Consider the following 16,746-nt stretch of genomic DNA (forward strand, 5'->3'; position numbering starts at 1 on the left):
GCGCTCGTTGTTGAAAAGTGCGGCCAAGGATGGCCGCCCGTTTGACTTTCGCGCTCATGGACGAGCGCACAAGCTTTTCTAGGGGAAGCGATGAACAAGGGGCGGCTGGAAGCCTTCAGCGACGGCGTGCTGGCCATCATCATCACCATCATGGTGCTGGAGCTGAAGGTGCCGCACGGCGCCGGCTGGGACGTGCTGGCCGCGCAGTGGCCGGTGTTCCTCAGCTACGTGCTGAGCTTCGTCTACGTGGGCATCTACTGGAACAACCACCATCACTTCCTGCACGCCGCGCAGAAGGTCAACGGCGCCTCGCTGTGGGCGAACCTGCACCTGCTGTTCTGGCTGTCGCTGATGCCGGTGACCACCGGCTGGATGGGCGAGAACCAGTTCGCCCCGCTGCCGGTGGCGGTGTACGGCGTGGTGCTGCTGATGTGCGCGCTGGCCTGGCAGCCGTTCCAGCGCAGCCTGATCGCCGCCAACGGCGGGAAGGATTCCCTGCTCGCGCAGGCGGTGGGCGCGGACTGGAAAGGCTGGCTCGCCGTCGCCATGTATGTGTCGGGCATTGCGCTGGCGTTCGTGGCGCCGTGGGTGTCCTGTCTTTTCTATGCCACGGTGGCAGCGATCTGGTTCATTCCTGATCGGCGCATCGAATCGCGGATCAAGCAATGAGCAAGCGTGATTACTACGAAGTCCTGGGTGTCGAGCGCACGGTCACCGAGGTCGAACTGAAGAAGTCCTTCCGCCGGCTGGCGATGAAGTACCACCCGGACCGCTGTCCGGACGATCCTCACGCGCAGGAGAAGTTCAAGGAGGCCAAGGAGGCCTACGAGGTGCTCGCCGACGCGCAGAAGCGCGGCATGTACGACCAGTACGGCCACGCCGCCTTCGAGGGCGGCATGGGCGGCCGCGGTGGTGGTGGCGGCTTCGGCGACATGGGGGACATCTTCGGTGACATCTTCGGTGACATCTTCGGCGGCGGCCGTGGCCGCCAGCCGCGCCGCGGCGCCGACCTGCGCTACCTGATGGAGCTCGACCTCGAGGAAGCCGTGTTCGGCATCGAGAAGAAGATCGAGATTCCCACCCAGGTCAACTGCCACCACTGCAACGGCAGCGGCTCGGCCGACGGCAAGACCGTGCAGTGCAAGACTTGCCACGGCCACGGCCGCGTGCGCATGCAGAACGGCATCTTCTCGATCCAGCAGGCCTGCCCGCATTGCGGCGGCAGCGGCCAGACCATCGAGAAGCCCTGCAAGCAGTGCCACGGCGAAGGGCGGCTGGAGGAAACCCGCACGCTGTCGGTGAAGATCCCCGCCGGCGTGGACAACGGCGACCGCATCCGCCTCACCGGTCAGGGCGAGGCCGGTCCATCCGGCGCGCCCGCCGGCGACCTCTACGTGGAAGTGCACGTGCGCGAGCATCGCATCTTCCAGCGCGAAGGCAACGACCTGCACTGCGAGGTGCCGATCCGTTTCTCGCAGGCCGCGCTGGGCGCCGAATTGCCGGTGCCCACGCTGGAGGGCGAGGTGCCGATCACGATTCCGCCGGAGACGCAGACCGGGCAGAGCTTCCGCCTGCGCGGGCGCGGCGTGAAGTCGGTGCGCAGCGGTCGCGCCGGCGACCTGATCTGCCACGTGGTGGTGGAAACCCCGGTGCGCCTCACCAGGCAGCAGCGCGAATTGCTGGAGCAGCTCGAGGCCAGCTTCAACGACGGCAAGGGCGACGAGCACACGCCGCGCGCGAAGCACTGGGTCGACGGCGTGAAGCAGTTCTGGTCGCGGGTGACGTCGTAAGCCGCGCCTGTCTCTGCTAGTTTGGACGTCTGTTTGCCGCCGAAGCCGGGATGCCAGCCATGACCTCCGCACCGCTACGCCTCGCCATCAACGGCGCCTCCGGTCGCATGGGGCAGGCCCTGCTGGCGCTGCTGCGCACGGATGCCCGCTTCGAGCTGGCGCATGCGGTGGTGTCGCCGGGTTCGGCACACGACGGCGAACCGGTCTGGCCGGGGCAGGCCTTGTGCCATGCACACGACTGGTCGAAGGCGCCCGCGCTCGACGTGGTGATCGACTTCAGCGGCCCGGCCGGCTTGGCGGCGGCGCTGGACCATTGCCTCGCACACGGTCTCCCGCTGGTGACCGGCACCACCGGCCTCGATGCGGCCTTGCAGGCGCGGCTGGAGGCGGCCGGCACCCGCATCGCGCTGCTGCGCGCGGCGAATTTCAGCCTGGGCGTGGCGTTGCTGACACGACTGCTGCGCGAGGCCGCCGCCGCGCTGCCGGAGTGGGACCTGGAGATCGTCGAGGCCCACCACGGCCGCAAGCAGGACGCGCCCTCGGGCACCGCGCTGGCGCTGGGGAAGGCTGCTGCCACTGCACGCGACACTGCATTGGATTCCGCCGCGGTCTACAGCCGCGAAGGACGCACGGGCGAGCGCGTTCCCGGCAGCATCGGCTTCGCGGTGGTGCGCGGCGGCGACATCGTGGGCGAGCATCAGGCGCTCCTGATCGGGTCGGGCGAACGGCTGGAACTGGGTCATCGTGCCACCGACCGCACGATCTTCGCCCGCGGCGCGCTGCAGGCCGCGCAATGGCTGGTCGGTCGTGCGGCGGGGCATTGGCAGATGGAAGACGTGATCGCCTCGCAGGGTTGAGCCGGTCATTGGAGCCCGTGCCGGCTTGCCAGGCCGGGTAGTGGCCGCTAGCATCGCCAGCCTGTCATTGGGGAGTAGCCAGCCTCGTCCCCAGAGGCGTTCGCATCAACAGACTTGGTCGCCGTTTCCCGGCGCCATGGTGCGGACAGCAGACATCACCATCCTCCGATGGTGTCCTGCCCGGCGAGACCTTTGGCCAGCGACGTGTTCACCCGGCCGGGCGAACGGTGTCGTTGTGCCATCGGTCCATCCGTTCGCCCGGCCCCGTGCATCCCATGCTGCTCACCCTCTGCCTGTTCCTCGTCTCGGCCGGCGCGATCTATCTCGCCTGCGAATACTTCGTCAACGGCATCGAATGGCTGGGCCGCAAGCTCAGCCTGGGCGCGACCGCCACCGGCACCGTGCTGGCCGCGTTCGGCACCGCGTTGCCGGAAAGCGCGGTGACCTTCGTGGCGGTGATCTTCGGCAAGACGCCGGAGGCCCGCGACATCGGCGTGGGCGCCGCGATGGGCGGGCCGCTGGTGCTGGCCACGATCGCCTATGCGGTGGTTGGCGTGGCCTTGTGGGGCAACCGACATCGACTCCAGCGCGCCGACCGACTGGTACGGGTCGACCACCGGCGGCTGGCCCGCGACCAGTCGTGGTTCCTGGCGATCTTCGCGGTGAAGGTGGGCCTGGGCCTGGTGGCGTTCGCGCTCAAGCCGTGGCTGGGTGTGCTGTTCCTGCTGGCCTATGCGATGTACGTGTGGCGCGAGATGCGCAGCGACGACAGCGCGCCGGAGGACGAGGAACTGGAGCCGCTGAAGCTGCGGCCGCACCAGGCCGAGCCGGCGATGCGCTGGGTGGCGGCGCAGACCGTGGCGGCGCTGGTGGTGATCGCCGTGGCCTCGCGGGTGTTCGTGGGGCAACTGGAAGCGATCGGCGAGGCCTTTGCACTGCCGCCGCACCTGGTGGCGCTGGTGCTGAGCCCGGTGGCGACCGAGTTGCCGGAGACGCTGAATGCGCTGATCTGGGTGCGCCAGGGCAAGGAACGCCTGGCGCTGGCCAACATCTCCGGCGCGATGATGATCCAGGCGACCATCCCCAGCGCGTTGGCGATCTTCGCCACGCCGTGGCTGTTCGACGCGCCGCTGATCGTGTCCGGTGCGCTCACCGCGGCGGCGATCGTCTACCTGTGGTGGCTGTTCCGCCGCGGCCGGGTGGATGCACGCTGGCTGTTGCCGGTGGGTCTGCTGTACGCGGTGTTCGCCGGCTTCGTGGCTTGGCACTTCGCGCACTGATGCGACGGTACGGGCTCAGTCGCGATGTGCCGCGTTGCGGTCGCGGTCGGCGCCGTAGCGCGTGTCCAGCTTGCCGAACAGCTTCTTGAACAGGCGGGAGAACTTGCCGCGTTTGGTCTTGCGCAGCTTCTCCTCCTCGCTGGTGAGCCAGGCCACCTGAATCACCCGGCGCTCGCCCTCGTAGGGCAGGTGGCCGTGGAAGGAGTTGTCGCAGCGCTTGAACACTGCGAACTCGCCGTACAGCGGCGGCAGTTCGGGCACCACCGTGGCGTCGATGTCGTCGATCCGGTCGAGGAAGCGCAGGCAACCGTCGCTGGTGTCGGGCCACTGCGGGTTGAGGTAGAGCAGGGCGGTGGCCACCTTGGACTTGCTGTCGGTGTGGATGGTGCCGTGGCGCCTGTTCAGCAGCCGGCACAGCGTCACCAGGGTGGGGTACTGGCCGAGGTCGGCGATGCCCAGCCGTTGGCCGATCAGCCCGGCGAAGGCCGGTGCGGTCAGCTGCTCCACCAGCGCATTCACCGAGGGGCCGCAATCGGCCGGGTCCCAGGGGAAGAAGCCGGCGCTGGGGTAACGCGGGAAGTCGCGGTCCAGGTCGCCACGCGCCTCGTCTGGCAACTGGCCGTGGGCGATCATGAACGGGAACGGTGCCTGCCGCACCAGGGTGTCCGGGCGTTCGAGACGAGCAGGATCGAGCAGGGCGTCCGGACTCATGAACCGACTTCACTCCGTTGGAAACGATGCGCCAGTGTAGCGCCGCACGGCGATACGCTGGCTGACGGAAGCAGCGCCTTTGCCTCGATCGAAGTGGACAGCCAGCGTCGTCGCGCCTATCATTGTGACCCGCCCGAATGCCCTCCCTTCCAAGGTTCTCAAGCCTGCCTCGTGCGGCTTGCGGACTTTGCTGCACCCGAAAGGCGGTTCCCATGTCCATCCCTGCTCTGCTTGCCCTCGAAGACGGCAGCGTGTTCCGCGGCCACGCCGTGGGCGCGACTGGCGAAACCGTCGGCGAGGTGGTTTTCAACACCGCCATGACCGGTTACCAGGAGATCCTCACCGATCCCTCGTACAGCCGGCAGATCGTCACCCTGACCTATCCCCACATCGGCAACACCGGCTGCAACGCCGAGGATGCCGAGTCCGACCGGGTGCATGCCGCCGGTCTGATCGTGCGCGACGTGCCGCGCCGGGCGAGCAACTGGCGCAGCAGCGAAAGCCTGCCCGATTACCTGAAGCGCCACGGCCTGGTGGCGATCGCTGGCATCGACACACGCCGGCTCACCCGCATCCTGCGCGACAAGGGGGCGCTGGCCGGCTGCATCGTGGCCGGCGAGACCGTGGACGAGGCCGCCGCGCTGGCCAAGGCGCGCGCCTTCCCGGGCCTGAACGGCATGGACCTGGCCAAGGTGGTGTGCACCGACAAGTCTTATGCGTGGAACGCGGGCGTCTACGACCTCGACCGGCAGGCCTTCAACCAGCCGGCAAAGCGCTTCAAGGTCGTCGCCTACGACTTCGGCGTGAAGCACAACATCCTGCGCCTGCTCGCCGAGCAGGGTTGCGACATCACCGTGGTGCCGGCGCAGACCCCGGCCACCGAGGTGCTGGCGATGCGGCCGGACGGTGTGTTCCTCTCCAACGGTCCCGGCGATCCGGCGGCCTGCGACTACGCGATCACTGCCACCAAGGCTTTTCTCGACGCGAAGATCCCGCTGTTCGGCATCTGCCTCGGCCACCAGATCATGGGCCTGGCGCTGGGCGCGAAGACGCTGAAGATGAAGTTCGGCCACCACGGCGCGAACCATCCGGTGAAGGACCACGACGACGGCCGTGTGCTGATCACCAGCCAGAACCACGGTTTCGCGGTGGATCCGGCCACGCTGCCGGCGAACGTGCGCGTCACCCACAGCTCGCTGTTCGATGGCACGCTGCAAGGCTTCGCGCTCACCGACCGCCCCGCGTTCTGCTTCCAGGGTCACCCGGAAGCCTCGCCCGGCCCCCACGACATCGGTTATCTGTTCGACCGGTTTGCCAAGCTGATGCAGGAGGCCCGCTGAGATGGCCAAGCGTAGCGACATCAAGAGCATCCTGATCATCGGCGCCGGCCCGATCGTGATCGGCCAGGCCTGCGAGTTCGACTACTCCGGCGCGCAGGCCTGCAAGGCGCTGAAGGAAGAGGGCTACCGGGTGATCCTGGTGAACTCCAATCCCGCCACCATCATGACCGACCCGGAGATGGCCGACGCCGTCTACATCGAGCCGATCAACTGGCAGACGGTGGAACGCATCATCGCCAAGGAGAAACCCGACGCGGTGCTGCCCACCATGGGCGGCCAGACCGCGTTGAACTGCGCGCTCGACCTCGCCGACCACGGCGTGCTGGACAAGTACAAGGTCGAATTGATCGGCGCGAAGCGCGACGCGATCCGCATGGCCGAGGACCGCGAGCTGTTCAAGCAGGCGATGACCGAGATCGGGCTGGAGAGCCCCAAGTCCGGCGTGGCCAAGAGCTACGAGCACGCGGTGGAGATCCAGGCCGAGCTGGGTTTCCCCATCATCATCCGCCCCAGCTTCACGCTGGGCGGTTCCGGCGGCGGCATCGCCTACAACAAGGAAGAGTTCGAGGCCATCGTGAAACGGGGCCTGGAGCTTTCGCCCACGCACGAGGTGCTGATCGACGAATCGGTGCTGGGCTGGAAGGAGTTCGAGATGGAAGTGGTCCGCGACACCGCGGACAACTGCATCATCATCTGCGCGATCGAGAACCTCGACCCGATGGGCGTGCATACCGGTGACTCGATCACCGTGGCGCCGGCGCAGACGCTCACCGACAAGGAATACCAGCGCCTGCGCGATGCCAGCATCGCGGTGCTGCGCAAGATCGGCGTGGACACCGGTGGCTCCAACGTGCAGTTCGGCATCAATCCCGCGGACGGCCGCGTGGTGGTGATCGAGATGAACCCCCGCGTGTCGCGCTCCTCGGCGCTGGCCTCCAAGGCCACCGGCTTCCCGATCGCCAAGATCGCCGCGAAGCTCGCCGTGGGCTACACGCTGGACGAACTGAAGAACGACATCACCGGCGGCAAGACGCCGGCCTCGTTCGAGCCGACCATCGATTACGTGGTCACCAAGATTCCGCGATTCGCGTTCGAGAAGTTCCCGCGCGCCGATGCGCGCCTCACCACCCAGATGAAGTCGGTGGGCGAGGTGATGGCGATCGGCCGCAGCTTCACCGAATCGCTGCAGAAGGCGCTGCGCGGGCTGGAGATCGGCAAGACCGGGCTCAACCCCACCGGGCTGGACATCGCCACGGAAGACGGCCTGGTCACGCTGAAGCGCGAGCTGCGCGAGCCGCGACCCGATCGCGTGTTCCATCTCGCCGATGCGTTCCGCGCCGGCCTCACGCTGGACGAGGTGCACGAACTCAGCCGCGTCGATCCGTGGTTCCTCGCCGCGTTCGAGGACATCGTGCTGGCCGAAAACGCGGTCAAGGCGCAAGGCATCGCCGCACTGGACGCGCCGCGCATGCGCGAGCTGAAGCGCATGGGTTTCTCCGACGCGCGCCTGGCCGAGCTGACCGGCTCGGACGAGGCCGCCATGCGCCACCTGCGCCGCACCCTGGGCGTGCGCCCGGTGTACAAGCGGGTGGACTCCTGCGCCGCCGAGTTCGCCACCACCACCGCCTACATGTATTCGACCTACGAGGAAGAGTGCGAGGCGAACCCGACGGACCGCGAGAAGATCATCGTGCTGGGCGGTGGCCCGAACCGCATCGGCCAGGGCATCGAGTTCGACTACTGCTGCGTGCATGCCGCGCTGGCGCTGCGCCAGGACGGGTTCGAGACCATCATGGTCAACTGCAACCCGGAAACCGTCTCCACCGACTACGACACCTCCGATCGTCTGTACTTCGAGCCGCTGACGCTGGAAGACGTGCTGGAGATCGTGGATCTCGAAAAGCCGAAGGGCGTGATCGTGCAGTACGGCGGCCAGACCCCGCTGAAGCTGGCGCGCGCGCTGGAAGCCGCAGGCACGCCGATCATCGGCACCTCGCCCGACTCGATCGACCTCGCCGAGGACCGCGAACGCTTCCAGCAGATGATCATGAAGCTCGGCCTGCGCCAGCCGCCGAACCGCACCGCGCGCAACGCTGACGAGGCGCTCGCGCTGGCGCGCGAGATCGGCTATCCGCTGGTGGTGCGCCCCAGCTACGTGCTGGGCGGCCGCGCGATGGAAGTGGTGTACGACGACGCCGACCTCGCGCGCTACATCCGCGAGGCGGTGCAGGTCTCCAACGACTCGCCGGTGCTGCTGGACCGCTTCCTCGACCACGCGGTCGAGGTGGACGTGGACATCATCGCCGACGCCCAAGGCAACGTGCTGATCGGCGGCATCATGGAGCACATCGAGGAGGCCGGCGTGCATTCCGGTGACTCGTCCTGCTCGCTGCCGCCGTACTCGCTCTCGCAGGAAGTGCAGGATGAGATGCGCCGACAGGCGGCTGCGATGGCGAAGGAACTGAAGGTCATCGGCCTGATGAACACGCAGTTCGCGATCCAGGGCGACACCGTGTTCATTCTGGAGGTGAACCCGCGCGCTTCGCGCACAGTGCCGTTCGTGTCCAAGGCCACGGGCGTGCCGCTGGCGAAGATCGCCGCGCGCGCAATGGCCGGCAAGTCGCTGCCGGAGCAGGGCGCCACGAAGGAAGTGATTCCCGCGTATTACTCGGTGAAGGAAGCGATCTTCCCGTTCCTGAAGTTCCAGAACGTCGATCCCATCCTCGGACCCGAGATGCGCTCCACCGGCGAGGTGATGGGCGTGGGACGCAGCTTCGGCGCCGCGTTCGCGCGTGGCCATGATGCGGCCGGCATCAAGACGCCGCCGAAGGGCAAGGTGTTCGTGTCGGTGCGCGATGCCGACAAGGACCGCCTGCTGCCGGTGGCGCAGGAAGTGCTGCGCCGCGGCTTCAGCCTGGTCGCCACCGCCGGCACGGCGGCCTATCTCAATGGCAACGGCGTACTCTGCGAGCGCGTCAACAAGGTGCTCGAGGGCAGGCCGCACATCGTCGACCTGATCAAGAACGGCGAGATCGTCTATATCGTCAACACCACCGAGGGCAAGCAGGCGATCGCCGACTCGTTCTCGATCCGGCGCGAGGCGCTGCAGCAGCGCGTCACCTATTCCACCACCGTCGCGGGCGCGCGTGCGCTGGTCCACTCGCTGGATTTCCACGGCAGCGAGGACGTGCACAGCCTGCAGGAACTGCACAAGGAGCTGAACGCATGAGCGCTCGCGCCCCCATCACCAAGAACGGTTCGGAGCGCCTGCGCGCCGAGCTGGAGCGTCTGAAGTCGACGGAGCGTCCGCGCATCATCGCGGCGATCGCCGAGGCCCGTGCCCACGGCGACCTCAAGGAGAACGCTGAGTACCACGCCGCGCGCGAGCTGCAGAGCTTCATCGAGGGCCGTATCGCCCAACTGGAGGCGCTGCTCTCCACCGCCCAGGTGATCGATGTGTCGCGACTCAACCCCGGCAGCAAGGTGGTGTTCGGCGCGATCGTGGACCTGGCGGACGAGGACAGCGGCGCCGAGGTGACCTACCAGATCGTGGGCGACCTCGAGGCCGACATCAAGCAGGGTCTGATCGCGGTCTCCTCGCCGATCGCGCGCGCGCTGATCGGCAAGCTCGAGGGCGACAGCTTCGAGTTCAACGCGCCGAACGGCGTGAAGCGCTACGAGATCACCGGCGTGCGCTACGCGTGATCGGGCGGTCAGGTTGAATGCAAAGGCCCCGCTCGTGCGGGGCCTTTGTTTTTCCGGCTTGCGCGCAGCCGGCGCGACGGACAACAAAAAAGCCGCGCATGGCGCGGCCTTTCGTCGGCACAAGCCGCGCCGGAATCAGCGCTGGCGGGCCTTGAAACGCGGGTTGCTCTTGCAGATCACGAACACCTTGCCGCGACGACGCACGATCTTGCAGTCGCGGTGCCGCGCCTTGGCGGACTTCAACGAGTTAAGCACCTTCACGGCGAGCTCCTGATACCAAACGAAAAAATCTAGCGCGCAAGTATAACTTGCTGAATCGCCAGCCACAAGTCGCCTTGTCAGTCGTCGACGCCGTGGGCGGACTCCGCCACGGTGGCGAGGAATTGCGCCAATACCGGTGACGGGTCACCGACCCGGCTGGCCACGGCCAGCAGCAGGTGGGCCTCGTGGTCGGCCAACGGTACATAACTGACGCCGGCGAGGCGCACCGCGCGCATCGTCGCCGGCACCAGTGCCATGCCGAGGCCGGCGGCCACCAGCGCCAGCAGGCCGTTGATCTGCTGGGCCTGCTGCACGATGCGGGGCTGGAAGCCGGCTTCGGCCGCCAGCGTCCGCAGGCGGTCGTGCAAGGTGGCAGCCAGCTCGCGCGGCTGGGTGACGAAGGCTTCGTCGGCCACCTCGCCCATGCGCAGTTCGCCGCGTGCGGCCAGCGGGTGGCTGGAGGGCAGGGCGAGCAGCAGGGGCTCGCGGTCGAGCACGCGCAACTGCAACTGGCGCGCAGCCTGGATATGGCTGGGCTGGTCGCGCACGAAACCCACGTCGATCTCGTTGGCCAGCAAGGCCGCGAATTGCGGCTCGGTGTACATCTCGCACAACTGGATGTTCACCTCGGGCGCCACCTGCCGGTGACGCAGCAGGGCGCGCGGCAGGGCGGGGTGGAACGATACCGACAACGTGTAGGCCAGCCGCAATTGGCCGCTGTGGCCGGCTGCCGCCGCCGTGGCGCGACTGCGTGCCAGTTCGGCCTGCGCCAGGACCTGCCGCGCCTGTTCCAGGAAGACCCGTCCGGGCTCGGTCAGGGCGACCCGGCGCTTGCTGCGCTCAAGCAGCGATACGCCGAGGTCCCGTTCCAGCGCCTGGATCTGCTGGGAAAGCGGTGGCTGGGAGATGTGCAGGCGGATCGCGGCGCGGGTGAAGCTCAACTCCTCGGCGACCGCGACGAAGTAGCGCAATTGACGGAAGTCAAACATAGTCGAAATGCATATAAGGAACGATCTAAATATATATTAGATACTTGAACGCGTCGCTCATAAAATGCCTCTCGTCCCATCATCAACCCCCTCCCCCGATGGTGGTGACCCTCGCCTCGCAGCGACGCTAGACACGATACTGGCCACTCCCCCCCCGGGCCCTATCGATGCGTCGTTTCGCGAGGCGTTTTCTTTGGCTCTATTCGTGCGTTCGTCCGTGAACGCGAAGATCAAACGGGCGGCCATCCATGGCCGCACTTTTCATGGACAGGCCAAGGTCAGAGCTGGCAAGCCAGCCGCGTGCCTTGATCGATGGCGCGTTTCGCATCGAGTTCGGCGGCTATGTCCGCGCCGCCGATGAGGTGTGCCGTGATGCCCATGCCGGCCAGTTCCCCGGCCAGGCGGCGATCCGGCTCCTGGCCGGCGCAGATCACTACGGTGTCGACCGGCAGGATCTGTGACTTTCCGTCAACCGTGACGTGCAAACCGCGATCGTCGAAGCGTTCGTAGGTGACCTTGCCCAGCATGGTCACGCGCTTGGCCTTGAGCGTGGCGCGGTGCACCCAGCCGGTGGTCTTGTTGAGCCGGGCGCCGGGGCGGCCCTCGCTGCGCTGGAGCAGCCAGACCTGGCGCAGCGGCACCTCGGGTTGCGGCGACAGGAGGCCGCTGCGCTGCACGAGCTGCGTATCCACGCCCCATTCGCTAGCCCAGCGCGCCACGTCGGTGGTAGGCGAGGGCTGGTGCTCGACCAGGAATTCGGCCACGTCGAAACCGATGCCGCCGGCGCCGATGACCGCCACCCTTGCACCCACCGGCCGGTCACGGGCGAGCACGTCGAGATAGCCCAGCACGCGCGGGTCGTCGCTGCCAGGAAAACTCACGCGACGCGGCAGCACGCCGGTGGCGATCACGACCTCGTCATAACCGGCGGCCTTGAGCGAGGCGGCCTCGGCCTCGACGCCCAGCTTCACTTCGACGCCGGCGTCGGCGAGGCGATGGCGGTAATAGCGCAGGGTTTCGTGGAACTCCTCCTTGCCCGGAATCCGCTTCGCGTAGTTGAACTGGCCGCCGATCCCGCTGGCGCGGTCGATCAGGGTCACCGTGTGGCCGCGCTCGCCCAGCGTGGCGGCGCAGGCCATGCCGGCCGGTCCCGCACCCACCACGGCGATGCGCTTGCGCCGCGGCGCCGGCTCGATCTTCAGCTCGGTCTCGTGGCAGGCACGCGGGTTGACCAGGCAGCTCGCGCGCTTGTTGACGAAGACATGGTCGAGACAGGCCTGGTTGCAGGCGATGCAGGTGTTGATGCGTTCGCTGCGGCCGGCCTTGGCCTTGTTCGCCCACGCGGGATCGGCCAGCAGCGGGCGCGCCATCGACACCATGTCGGCGTCGCCATCAGCCAGCACGCGCTCGGCCACCTCGGGCATGTTGATGCGGTTGGTGGCGACCAGCGGGATGGAAACCTCGCCCTTGAGCTTCCGCGTCACCCAGGCGAAACCGGCGCGCGGCACGCTGGTGACGATGGTGGGCACGCGTGCCTCGTGCCAGCCGATGCCGGTGTTGATGATGCTGGCGCCGGCGGCTTCGATGGCCTTGGCCAGCGTGACGATCTCGCTCCAGTCCTGGCCGCCTTCGACTAGGTCCAGCATCGACAGCCGGTAGATGATGATGAAGTCGCGGCCCACCGCCTCGCGCGTGCGGCGCACGATTTCCACCGGGAAACGCATGCGCCGCGCGGCGTCGCCGCCCCAGGCATCGTCGCGGTGGTTGGTGCGCGCGGCGATGAACTGGTTGATGAGGTAGCCCTCCGAGCCCATCACTTCGACGCCGTCGTAGCCCGCTTCCCGGGCCAGCTGCGCGCAGTGCACGAAGTCGCGGATGGTGCGCTCCACGCCGCCAGCGGAAAGCGCCCGTGGCGTGAACGGGGTGATCGGCGACTTGATCCGCGACGGCGCCACCGACAGCGGTTGGTAGCCGTAGCGTCCGGCGTGCAGTATCTGCATGCAGATGCGCCCGCCTTCGGCATGCACCGCGCCGGTGAGCTTGCGGTGGCGTGGCTTGTGCCAGGGCAGGGTGAGGCGACCGCCGAACGGCTTCAGCCAGCCCTCGATGCTGGGCGCGATGCCGCCGGTCACCATCAGCCCCACGCCGCCGCGGGCGCGCTCGGCGAAATAGGCGGCCAGCTTGTCGTAGTCGGCGGCCTTGTCCTCCAGCCCGGTATGCATCGAGCCCATCAGGATGCGGTTGGGCAGAGTGGCGTGACCCAGGTCCAGCGGGGCGAACAGGTGGGGGTAGTCCATGGCGCGACCGTGTTCAAACGATCGTATGAATGTGCCTGTTGCGAGTCGCGGACGCAAGCGCCGTCCGCGGCTCAGGCCCGCAACTGCTCCACGAGGGCGATGTAGCGGCGCATCGCCTCGCCCTGCGGCAGGCCGCGCAACTGCAGCCAGGCCGCATGCTTGGCCGTGCCCACGAAATCGAAAAAGCCGGGCTGTTCGCCTTGCGCGTCGCCCTCCGAACCCTGCTTGTAGAGCGCGTAGAGCTTGAGCAAGGTGTCGTTGTCGGGACGGTAATCCAGCCGTTTCACGTCCTCGGCGGCCTGATCGAATGCATGGCGGAGATCGTTCATGGCGTGGCGATGGGGCGTGTGGCGCGGAATTTCGCCATGGTACGCGATGCCGCGGAGGTCGGCGCGATACCATGCGGGCCCCACGCCTGACCAGGATCCGTCATGAGCCGAACCGCCGCCGTCCCCGTGCTGACCATCGACGGCCCCTCGGGCTCGGGCAAGGGCACGATCAGCCGGCGGGTGGCCGAGCACCTGGGCTGGCGGCTGCTGGACTCGGGCGCCCTGTACCGGGCGGTGGGCTACGCCGCCGGGGCGGCGGGGCTGGATCTTTCCGACGCCGACGCCGTGACCCGCTGCGCGCAGGCCACGAAGATCCGCTTCCAGCCCAGCACCGACGGCAGCGACACCCGCATCCTGGTCAACGGCCACGACGCCACCGACGAGCTGCGCACCGAGACCGCCGGTGCGGCGGCCTCGGCGATCGCCTCGATCGCCCCGGTACGGCAGGCTCTGGTGGAGCTGCAGTTGGGCTTCCGCAAGGCGCCCGGCCTGGTGGCCGACGGGCGCGACATGGGTACGGTGATCTTCCCGGATGCACCGTTCAAGGTGTTCCTCACCGCCAGCGCCGCCGAGCGGGCGAAAAGGCGCTATAAGCAGTTGAAGGAAAAGGGACTCAACGTTACACTAGCGAGTCTGCAGCGCGAGATAGAGGCGCGTGACCATCGCGATGCATCGCGGACGGTCGCGCCGCTGAAGCCCGCGCCGGAGGCCGTGCTGGTGGATACCACCGGCATGGACATTGACCAGGTAGTCACAAAGGTTCTCGCCGTCGTGCAGCCCTGACCGGGCGGCGCGGCGGTTTCCGTTCCCCGGCCATGGTGGCCGTGGATTCAACCATGGTGGCGACGGGCGTGCCGCAAGGCCGTTCCGAAGACACCCCGACCGGTGGATCGCTGCCGGTGCAAGTCCCGCACGGGGCATCGCAGCCGTCCTTTCCCATTCTGGAATCAACATGACCGAAAGTTTTGCCGAACTGTTTGAACAGAGCCAGCAGGCCATCGCCAAGCTGAAGCCCGGCGCCATCGTCACCGGCATCGTGGTGGAAATCCGCAACGACGTCGTCGTGATCAACGCGGGCCTGAAGAGCGAAGGCATCGTCCCGATCGAGCAGTTCAAGGGCGAGGACGGCACCCTCGAGGTGAGCGTCGGCGATCCCGTGAAGGTGGCTCTCGAAGCCCTGGAAGACGGTTTCGGCGAAACCAAGCTGTCGCGCGAGAAGGCCAAGCGCTCGATGGTGTGGGACGACCTCGAGGAGGCGTTCGACAAGGAGGAGACCATCAAGGGCATGATCTCCGGCAAGGTCAAGGGCGGCTTCACCGTCGACATCAAGGACGTCCGTGCGTTCCTGCCGGGCTCGCTGGTCGACGTGCGCCCGGTGCGCGAGCCGACCTACCTCGAGGGCAAGGAACTCGAGTTCAAGATCATCAAGCTGGACCGCAAGCGCAACAACGTGGTGGTCAGCCGCCGCGCCGTCGTCGAGACCGAGTTCTCCGCCGAGCGCGAGCAGCTGCTGGAGCGCTTGGTCGAAGGCGCCGTGATCAAGGGCGTGGTGAAGAACCTCACCGACTACGGCGCGTTCGTGGACCTGGGTGGCATCGACGGCCTGCTGCACATCACCGACATGGCGTGGAAGCGCGTGCGTCATCCGAGCGAAGTCGTCAACGTCGGCGATGAGCTGGAAGTGCGCGTGCTGAAGTTCGACAAGGAGCGCAACCGCGTCTCGCTGGGCCTGAAGCAGCTGGGCGACGATCCGTGGGTGAACATCTCGCGTCGTTACCCGGTGGGTTCGCGCCTGTTCGGCAAGGTCTCCAACGTCACCGACTACGGTTGCTTCGTCGAGATCGAGCCGGGCGTCGAAGGCCTGGTGCACGTGTCCGAGATGGACTGGACCAACAAGAACGTCAATCCGGCCAAGGTGGTGCAGGTCGGCGACGAGACCGAAGTGATGGTGCTGGACGTGGATGAAGAGCGTCGCCGCATCTCGCTGGGCATCAAGCAGACCCGCTCGAACCCGTGGGAAGCCTTCGCCGCCATGCACAAGAAGGGTGACAAGGTCTCCGGCCAGATCAAGTCGATCACCGACTTCGGCGTGTTCATCGGCCTGGACGGCGGTATCGACGGCCTGGTGCACCTGTCCGACATCTCCTGGCAGATGTCCGGCGAAGACCTCGTGCGCAACTTCAAGAAGGGCGACGAGATCGAGGCCGTGGTGCTGGCGGTGGATCCGGAGCGCGAGCGCATCTCGCTCGGCATCAAGCAGATGGAGCAGGATCCGTTCGGCCAGTTCATGGCCAACCACACGCGCGGCAGCATCGTCACCGGCACGGTGAAGGAAGTGGACGCCAAGGGTGCGGTGATCGACCTGGGCGAGGGCGTGGAGGGTTACCTGCGCGCCAACGACATCGCCAAGGAGCGCATCGATGACGCCACCCAGCACCTCAAGGTGGGCGACAAGGTCGAGGCCAAGTTCACCGGCATGGACCGCAAGGGCCGTCAGCTGTCGCTGTCGATCCGCGCCAAGGACGAGGAAGATGTGCAGGAAGCGCTGGCCGAGTACTCCTCGGCCGCCGGCGGCACCACCAAGCTCGGCGCGCTGCTCAAGGAGCAGCTGAACAAGGCCGAGTAAGCGTTGCGACACCGGTGCGGGGCGGCCATGAATCGCCCCGCACCACGCAGCGCGGAGTCACACGTCGCGGACACGGGGACCATGACCAAATCCGAATTGATCGAGGCGCTGGCCAGGCGTCAGACCCATCTTGCGTTTGCCGATGTCGAGCTCGCGGTCAAGAGCGTGGTCGAGCAGATGAGCCAGGCGCTGTCCCAGGGCGAGCGCATCGAGGTGCGCGGCTTCGGCAGTTTCGCCTTGCATTACCGGCCGCCGCGCATGGGGCGCAATCCCAAGACCGGCGACTCGGTGGCGCTGCCCGGCAAGCACGTGCCGCACTTCAAGCCCGGCAAGGAGCTGCGCGAACGCGTCAACCAGCGGCTGGAAGAAGCCGTGGCCGGCTGAGGCCGCACGCGGAATGAGATGTACCGAGGCAGGCGGCGTGAGCCGGTCCTGCCTTTGTTTTTTTGGAATCTCGAAAATCGCCGTCCTGGTGGTTTTTCGAGCCGGCGAGTCCGGCCAGCATCCTTCGGCTGTCCGCATTCGTTCGCGATGAATGGGTCCGGCGCCGATCAGGCACCG

At 67.2% G+C, this 16,746-nt stretch carries 15 protein-coding genes and 1 riboswitch; of the genes, 10 read left to right on the forward strand and 5 right to left on the reverse strand.

Features of this window, described 5'->3' with window-relative positions; translation table 11 throughout:
- The first annotated feature begins 90 nt into the window (after nucleotides 1–90).
- From AB7878_RS17105 to AB7878_RS17120, 4 genes are all read left to right on the forward strand, one after another.
- On the forward strand, nucleotides 91–669 hold the full coding sequence (locus AB7878_RS17105; protein WP_369495506.1) for a TMEM175 family protein: 579 nt from the start codon (nucleotides 91–93) through the stop codon (nucleotides 667–669).
- Nucleotides 666–1,790 (forward strand): molecular chaperone DnaJ, encoded by a 1,125-nt coding sequence (gene dnaJ, locus AB7878_RS17110; RefSeq protein ID WP_369495507.1) that lies wholly within the window; start codon nucleotides 666–668, stop codon nucleotides 1,788–1,790. The genes AB7878_RS17105 and dnaJ overlap by 4 nt, the downstream gene beginning before the upstream one ends.
- A gap of 59 nt (nucleotides 1,791–1,849) precedes the next feature.
- Nucleotides 1,850–2,647, forward strand: a complete 798-nt coding sequence (gene dapB, locus AB7878_RS17115) for a 4-hydroxy-tetrahydrodipicolinate reductase (protein WP_369495508.1) — start codon at nucleotides 1,850–1,852, stop codon at nucleotides 2,645–2,647.
- A gap of 57 nt (nucleotides 2,648–2,704) precedes the next feature.
- Nucleotides 2,705–2,903, forward strand: a riboswitch (yybP-ykoY riboswitch).
- A gap of 19 nt (nucleotides 2,904–2,922) precedes the next feature.
- Nucleotides 2,923–3,927, forward strand: coding sequence for a sodium:calcium antiporter (locus tag AB7878_RS17120; protein ID WP_369495509.1), 1,005 nt, complete (start codon nucleotides 2,923–2,925; stop codon nucleotides 3,925–3,927).
- A 15-nt stretch (nucleotides 3,928–3,942) separates the two neighbouring features.
- Here AB7878_RS17120 and AB7878_RS17125 read toward each other — a convergent pair whose 3' ends face one another.
- A complete protein-coding gene (locus AB7878_RS17125) occupies nucleotides 3,943–4,638 on the reverse strand; it encodes a 2OG-Fe(II) oxygenase (protein WP_369495510.1) in 696 nt (231 codons plus the stop codon).
- Between the two features lie 212 nt (nucleotides 4,639–4,850).
- On the opposite strand from AB7878_RS17125, the gene carA reads away from it, so the two are divergent.
- Genes carA through greA form a run of 3 tightly spaced genes read left to right on the forward strand, consistent with a single transcriptional unit; the run spans nucleotide 4,851 to nucleotide 9,683 of the window.
- Nucleotides 4,851–5,978: a glutamine-hydrolyzing carbamoyl-phosphate synthase small subunit gene (carA, locus tag AB7878_RS17130; RefSeq protein ID WP_369495511.1), complete on the forward strand. Its 1,128-nt coding sequence runs from the start codon at nucleotides 4,851–4,853 to the stop codon at nucleotides 5,976–5,978.
- Between the two features lies 1 nt (nucleotide 5,979).
- Nucleotides 5,980–9,207: a carbamoyl-phosphate synthase large subunit gene (gene carB / locus AB7878_RS17135; protein WP_369495512.1), complete on the forward strand. Its 3,228-nt coding sequence runs from the start codon at nucleotides 5,980–5,982 to the stop codon at nucleotides 9,205–9,207.
- On the forward strand, nucleotides 9,204–9,683 hold the full coding sequence (greA, locus tag AB7878_RS17140; RefSeq protein ID WP_369495513.1) for a transcription elongation factor GreA: 480 nt from the start codon (nucleotides 9,204–9,206) through the stop codon (nucleotides 9,681–9,683). Before carB ends, greA begins: the two co-directional genes overlap by 4 nt.
- A 135-nt stretch (nucleotides 9,684–9,818) precedes the next feature.
- Here greA and ykgO read toward each other — a convergent pair whose 3' ends face one another.
- The 4 genes from ykgO to AB7878_RS17160 form a co-directional block, all read right to left on the reverse strand.
- Nucleotides 9,819–9,944: a type B 50S ribosomal protein L36 gene (ykgO, locus tag AB7878_RS17145; RefSeq protein ID WP_007080705.1), complete on the reverse strand. Its 126-nt coding sequence runs from the start codon at nucleotides 9,942–9,944 to the stop codon at nucleotides 9,819–9,821.
- 77 nt (nucleotides 9,945–10,021) lie between these two features.
- Nucleotides 10,022–10,933: a LysR substrate-binding domain-containing protein gene (locus AB7878_RS17150; protein ID WP_369495514.1), complete on the reverse strand. Its 912-nt coding sequence runs from the start codon at nucleotides 10,931–10,933 to the stop codon at nucleotides 10,022–10,024.
- 278 nt (nucleotides 10,934–11,211) lie between these two features.
- On the reverse strand, nucleotides 11,212–13,230 hold the full coding sequence (locus tag AB7878_RS17155) for an oxidoreductase (RefSeq protein WP_369495515.1): 2,019 nt from the start codon (nucleotides 13,228–13,230) through the stop codon (nucleotides 11,212–11,214).
- Nucleotides 13,231–13,301: 71 nt separating this feature from the next.
- The gene (locus AB7878_RS17160; protein WP_077481023.1) at nucleotides 13,302–13,559 is read right to left on the reverse strand and encodes an acyl-CoA-binding protein; all 258 of its coding nucleotides are present in this window, start codon (nucleotides 13,557–13,559) and stop codon (nucleotides 13,302–13,304) included.
- A 102-nt stretch (nucleotides 13,560–13,661) separates the two neighbouring features.
- Between AB7878_RS17160 and cmk the strand changes: the two genes are divergently transcribed.
- The 3 genes from cmk (at nucleotide 13,662) to AB7878_RS17175 (ending at nucleotide 16,569) form a co-directional block, all read left to right on the forward strand.
- On the forward strand, nucleotides 13,662–14,342 hold the full coding sequence (gene cmk, locus AB7878_RS17165) for a (d)CMP kinase (RefSeq protein ID WP_369495516.1): 681 nt from the start codon (nucleotides 13,662–13,664) through the stop codon (nucleotides 14,340–14,342).
- Between the two features lie 169 nt (nucleotides 14,343–14,511).
- Nucleotides 14,512–16,185, forward strand: a complete 1,674-nt coding sequence (gene rpsA, locus AB7878_RS17170) for a 30S ribosomal protein S1 (protein ID WP_369495517.1) — start codon at nucleotides 14,512–14,514, stop codon at nucleotides 16,183–16,185.
- Between the two features lie 27 nt (nucleotides 16,186–16,212).
- A complete protein-coding gene (locus AB7878_RS17175; RefSeq protein WP_369495518.1) occupies nucleotides 16,213–16,569 on the forward strand; it encodes an integration host factor subunit beta in 357 nt (118 codons plus the stop codon).
- Nucleotides 16,570–16,746: the final 177 nt, after the last annotated feature.

It is taken from the genome of Rhodanobacter humi (genome assembly GCF_041107455.1).
GTDB lineage: Bacteria > Pseudomonadota > Gammaproteobacteria > Xanthomonadales > Rhodanobacteraceae > Rhodanobacter_A.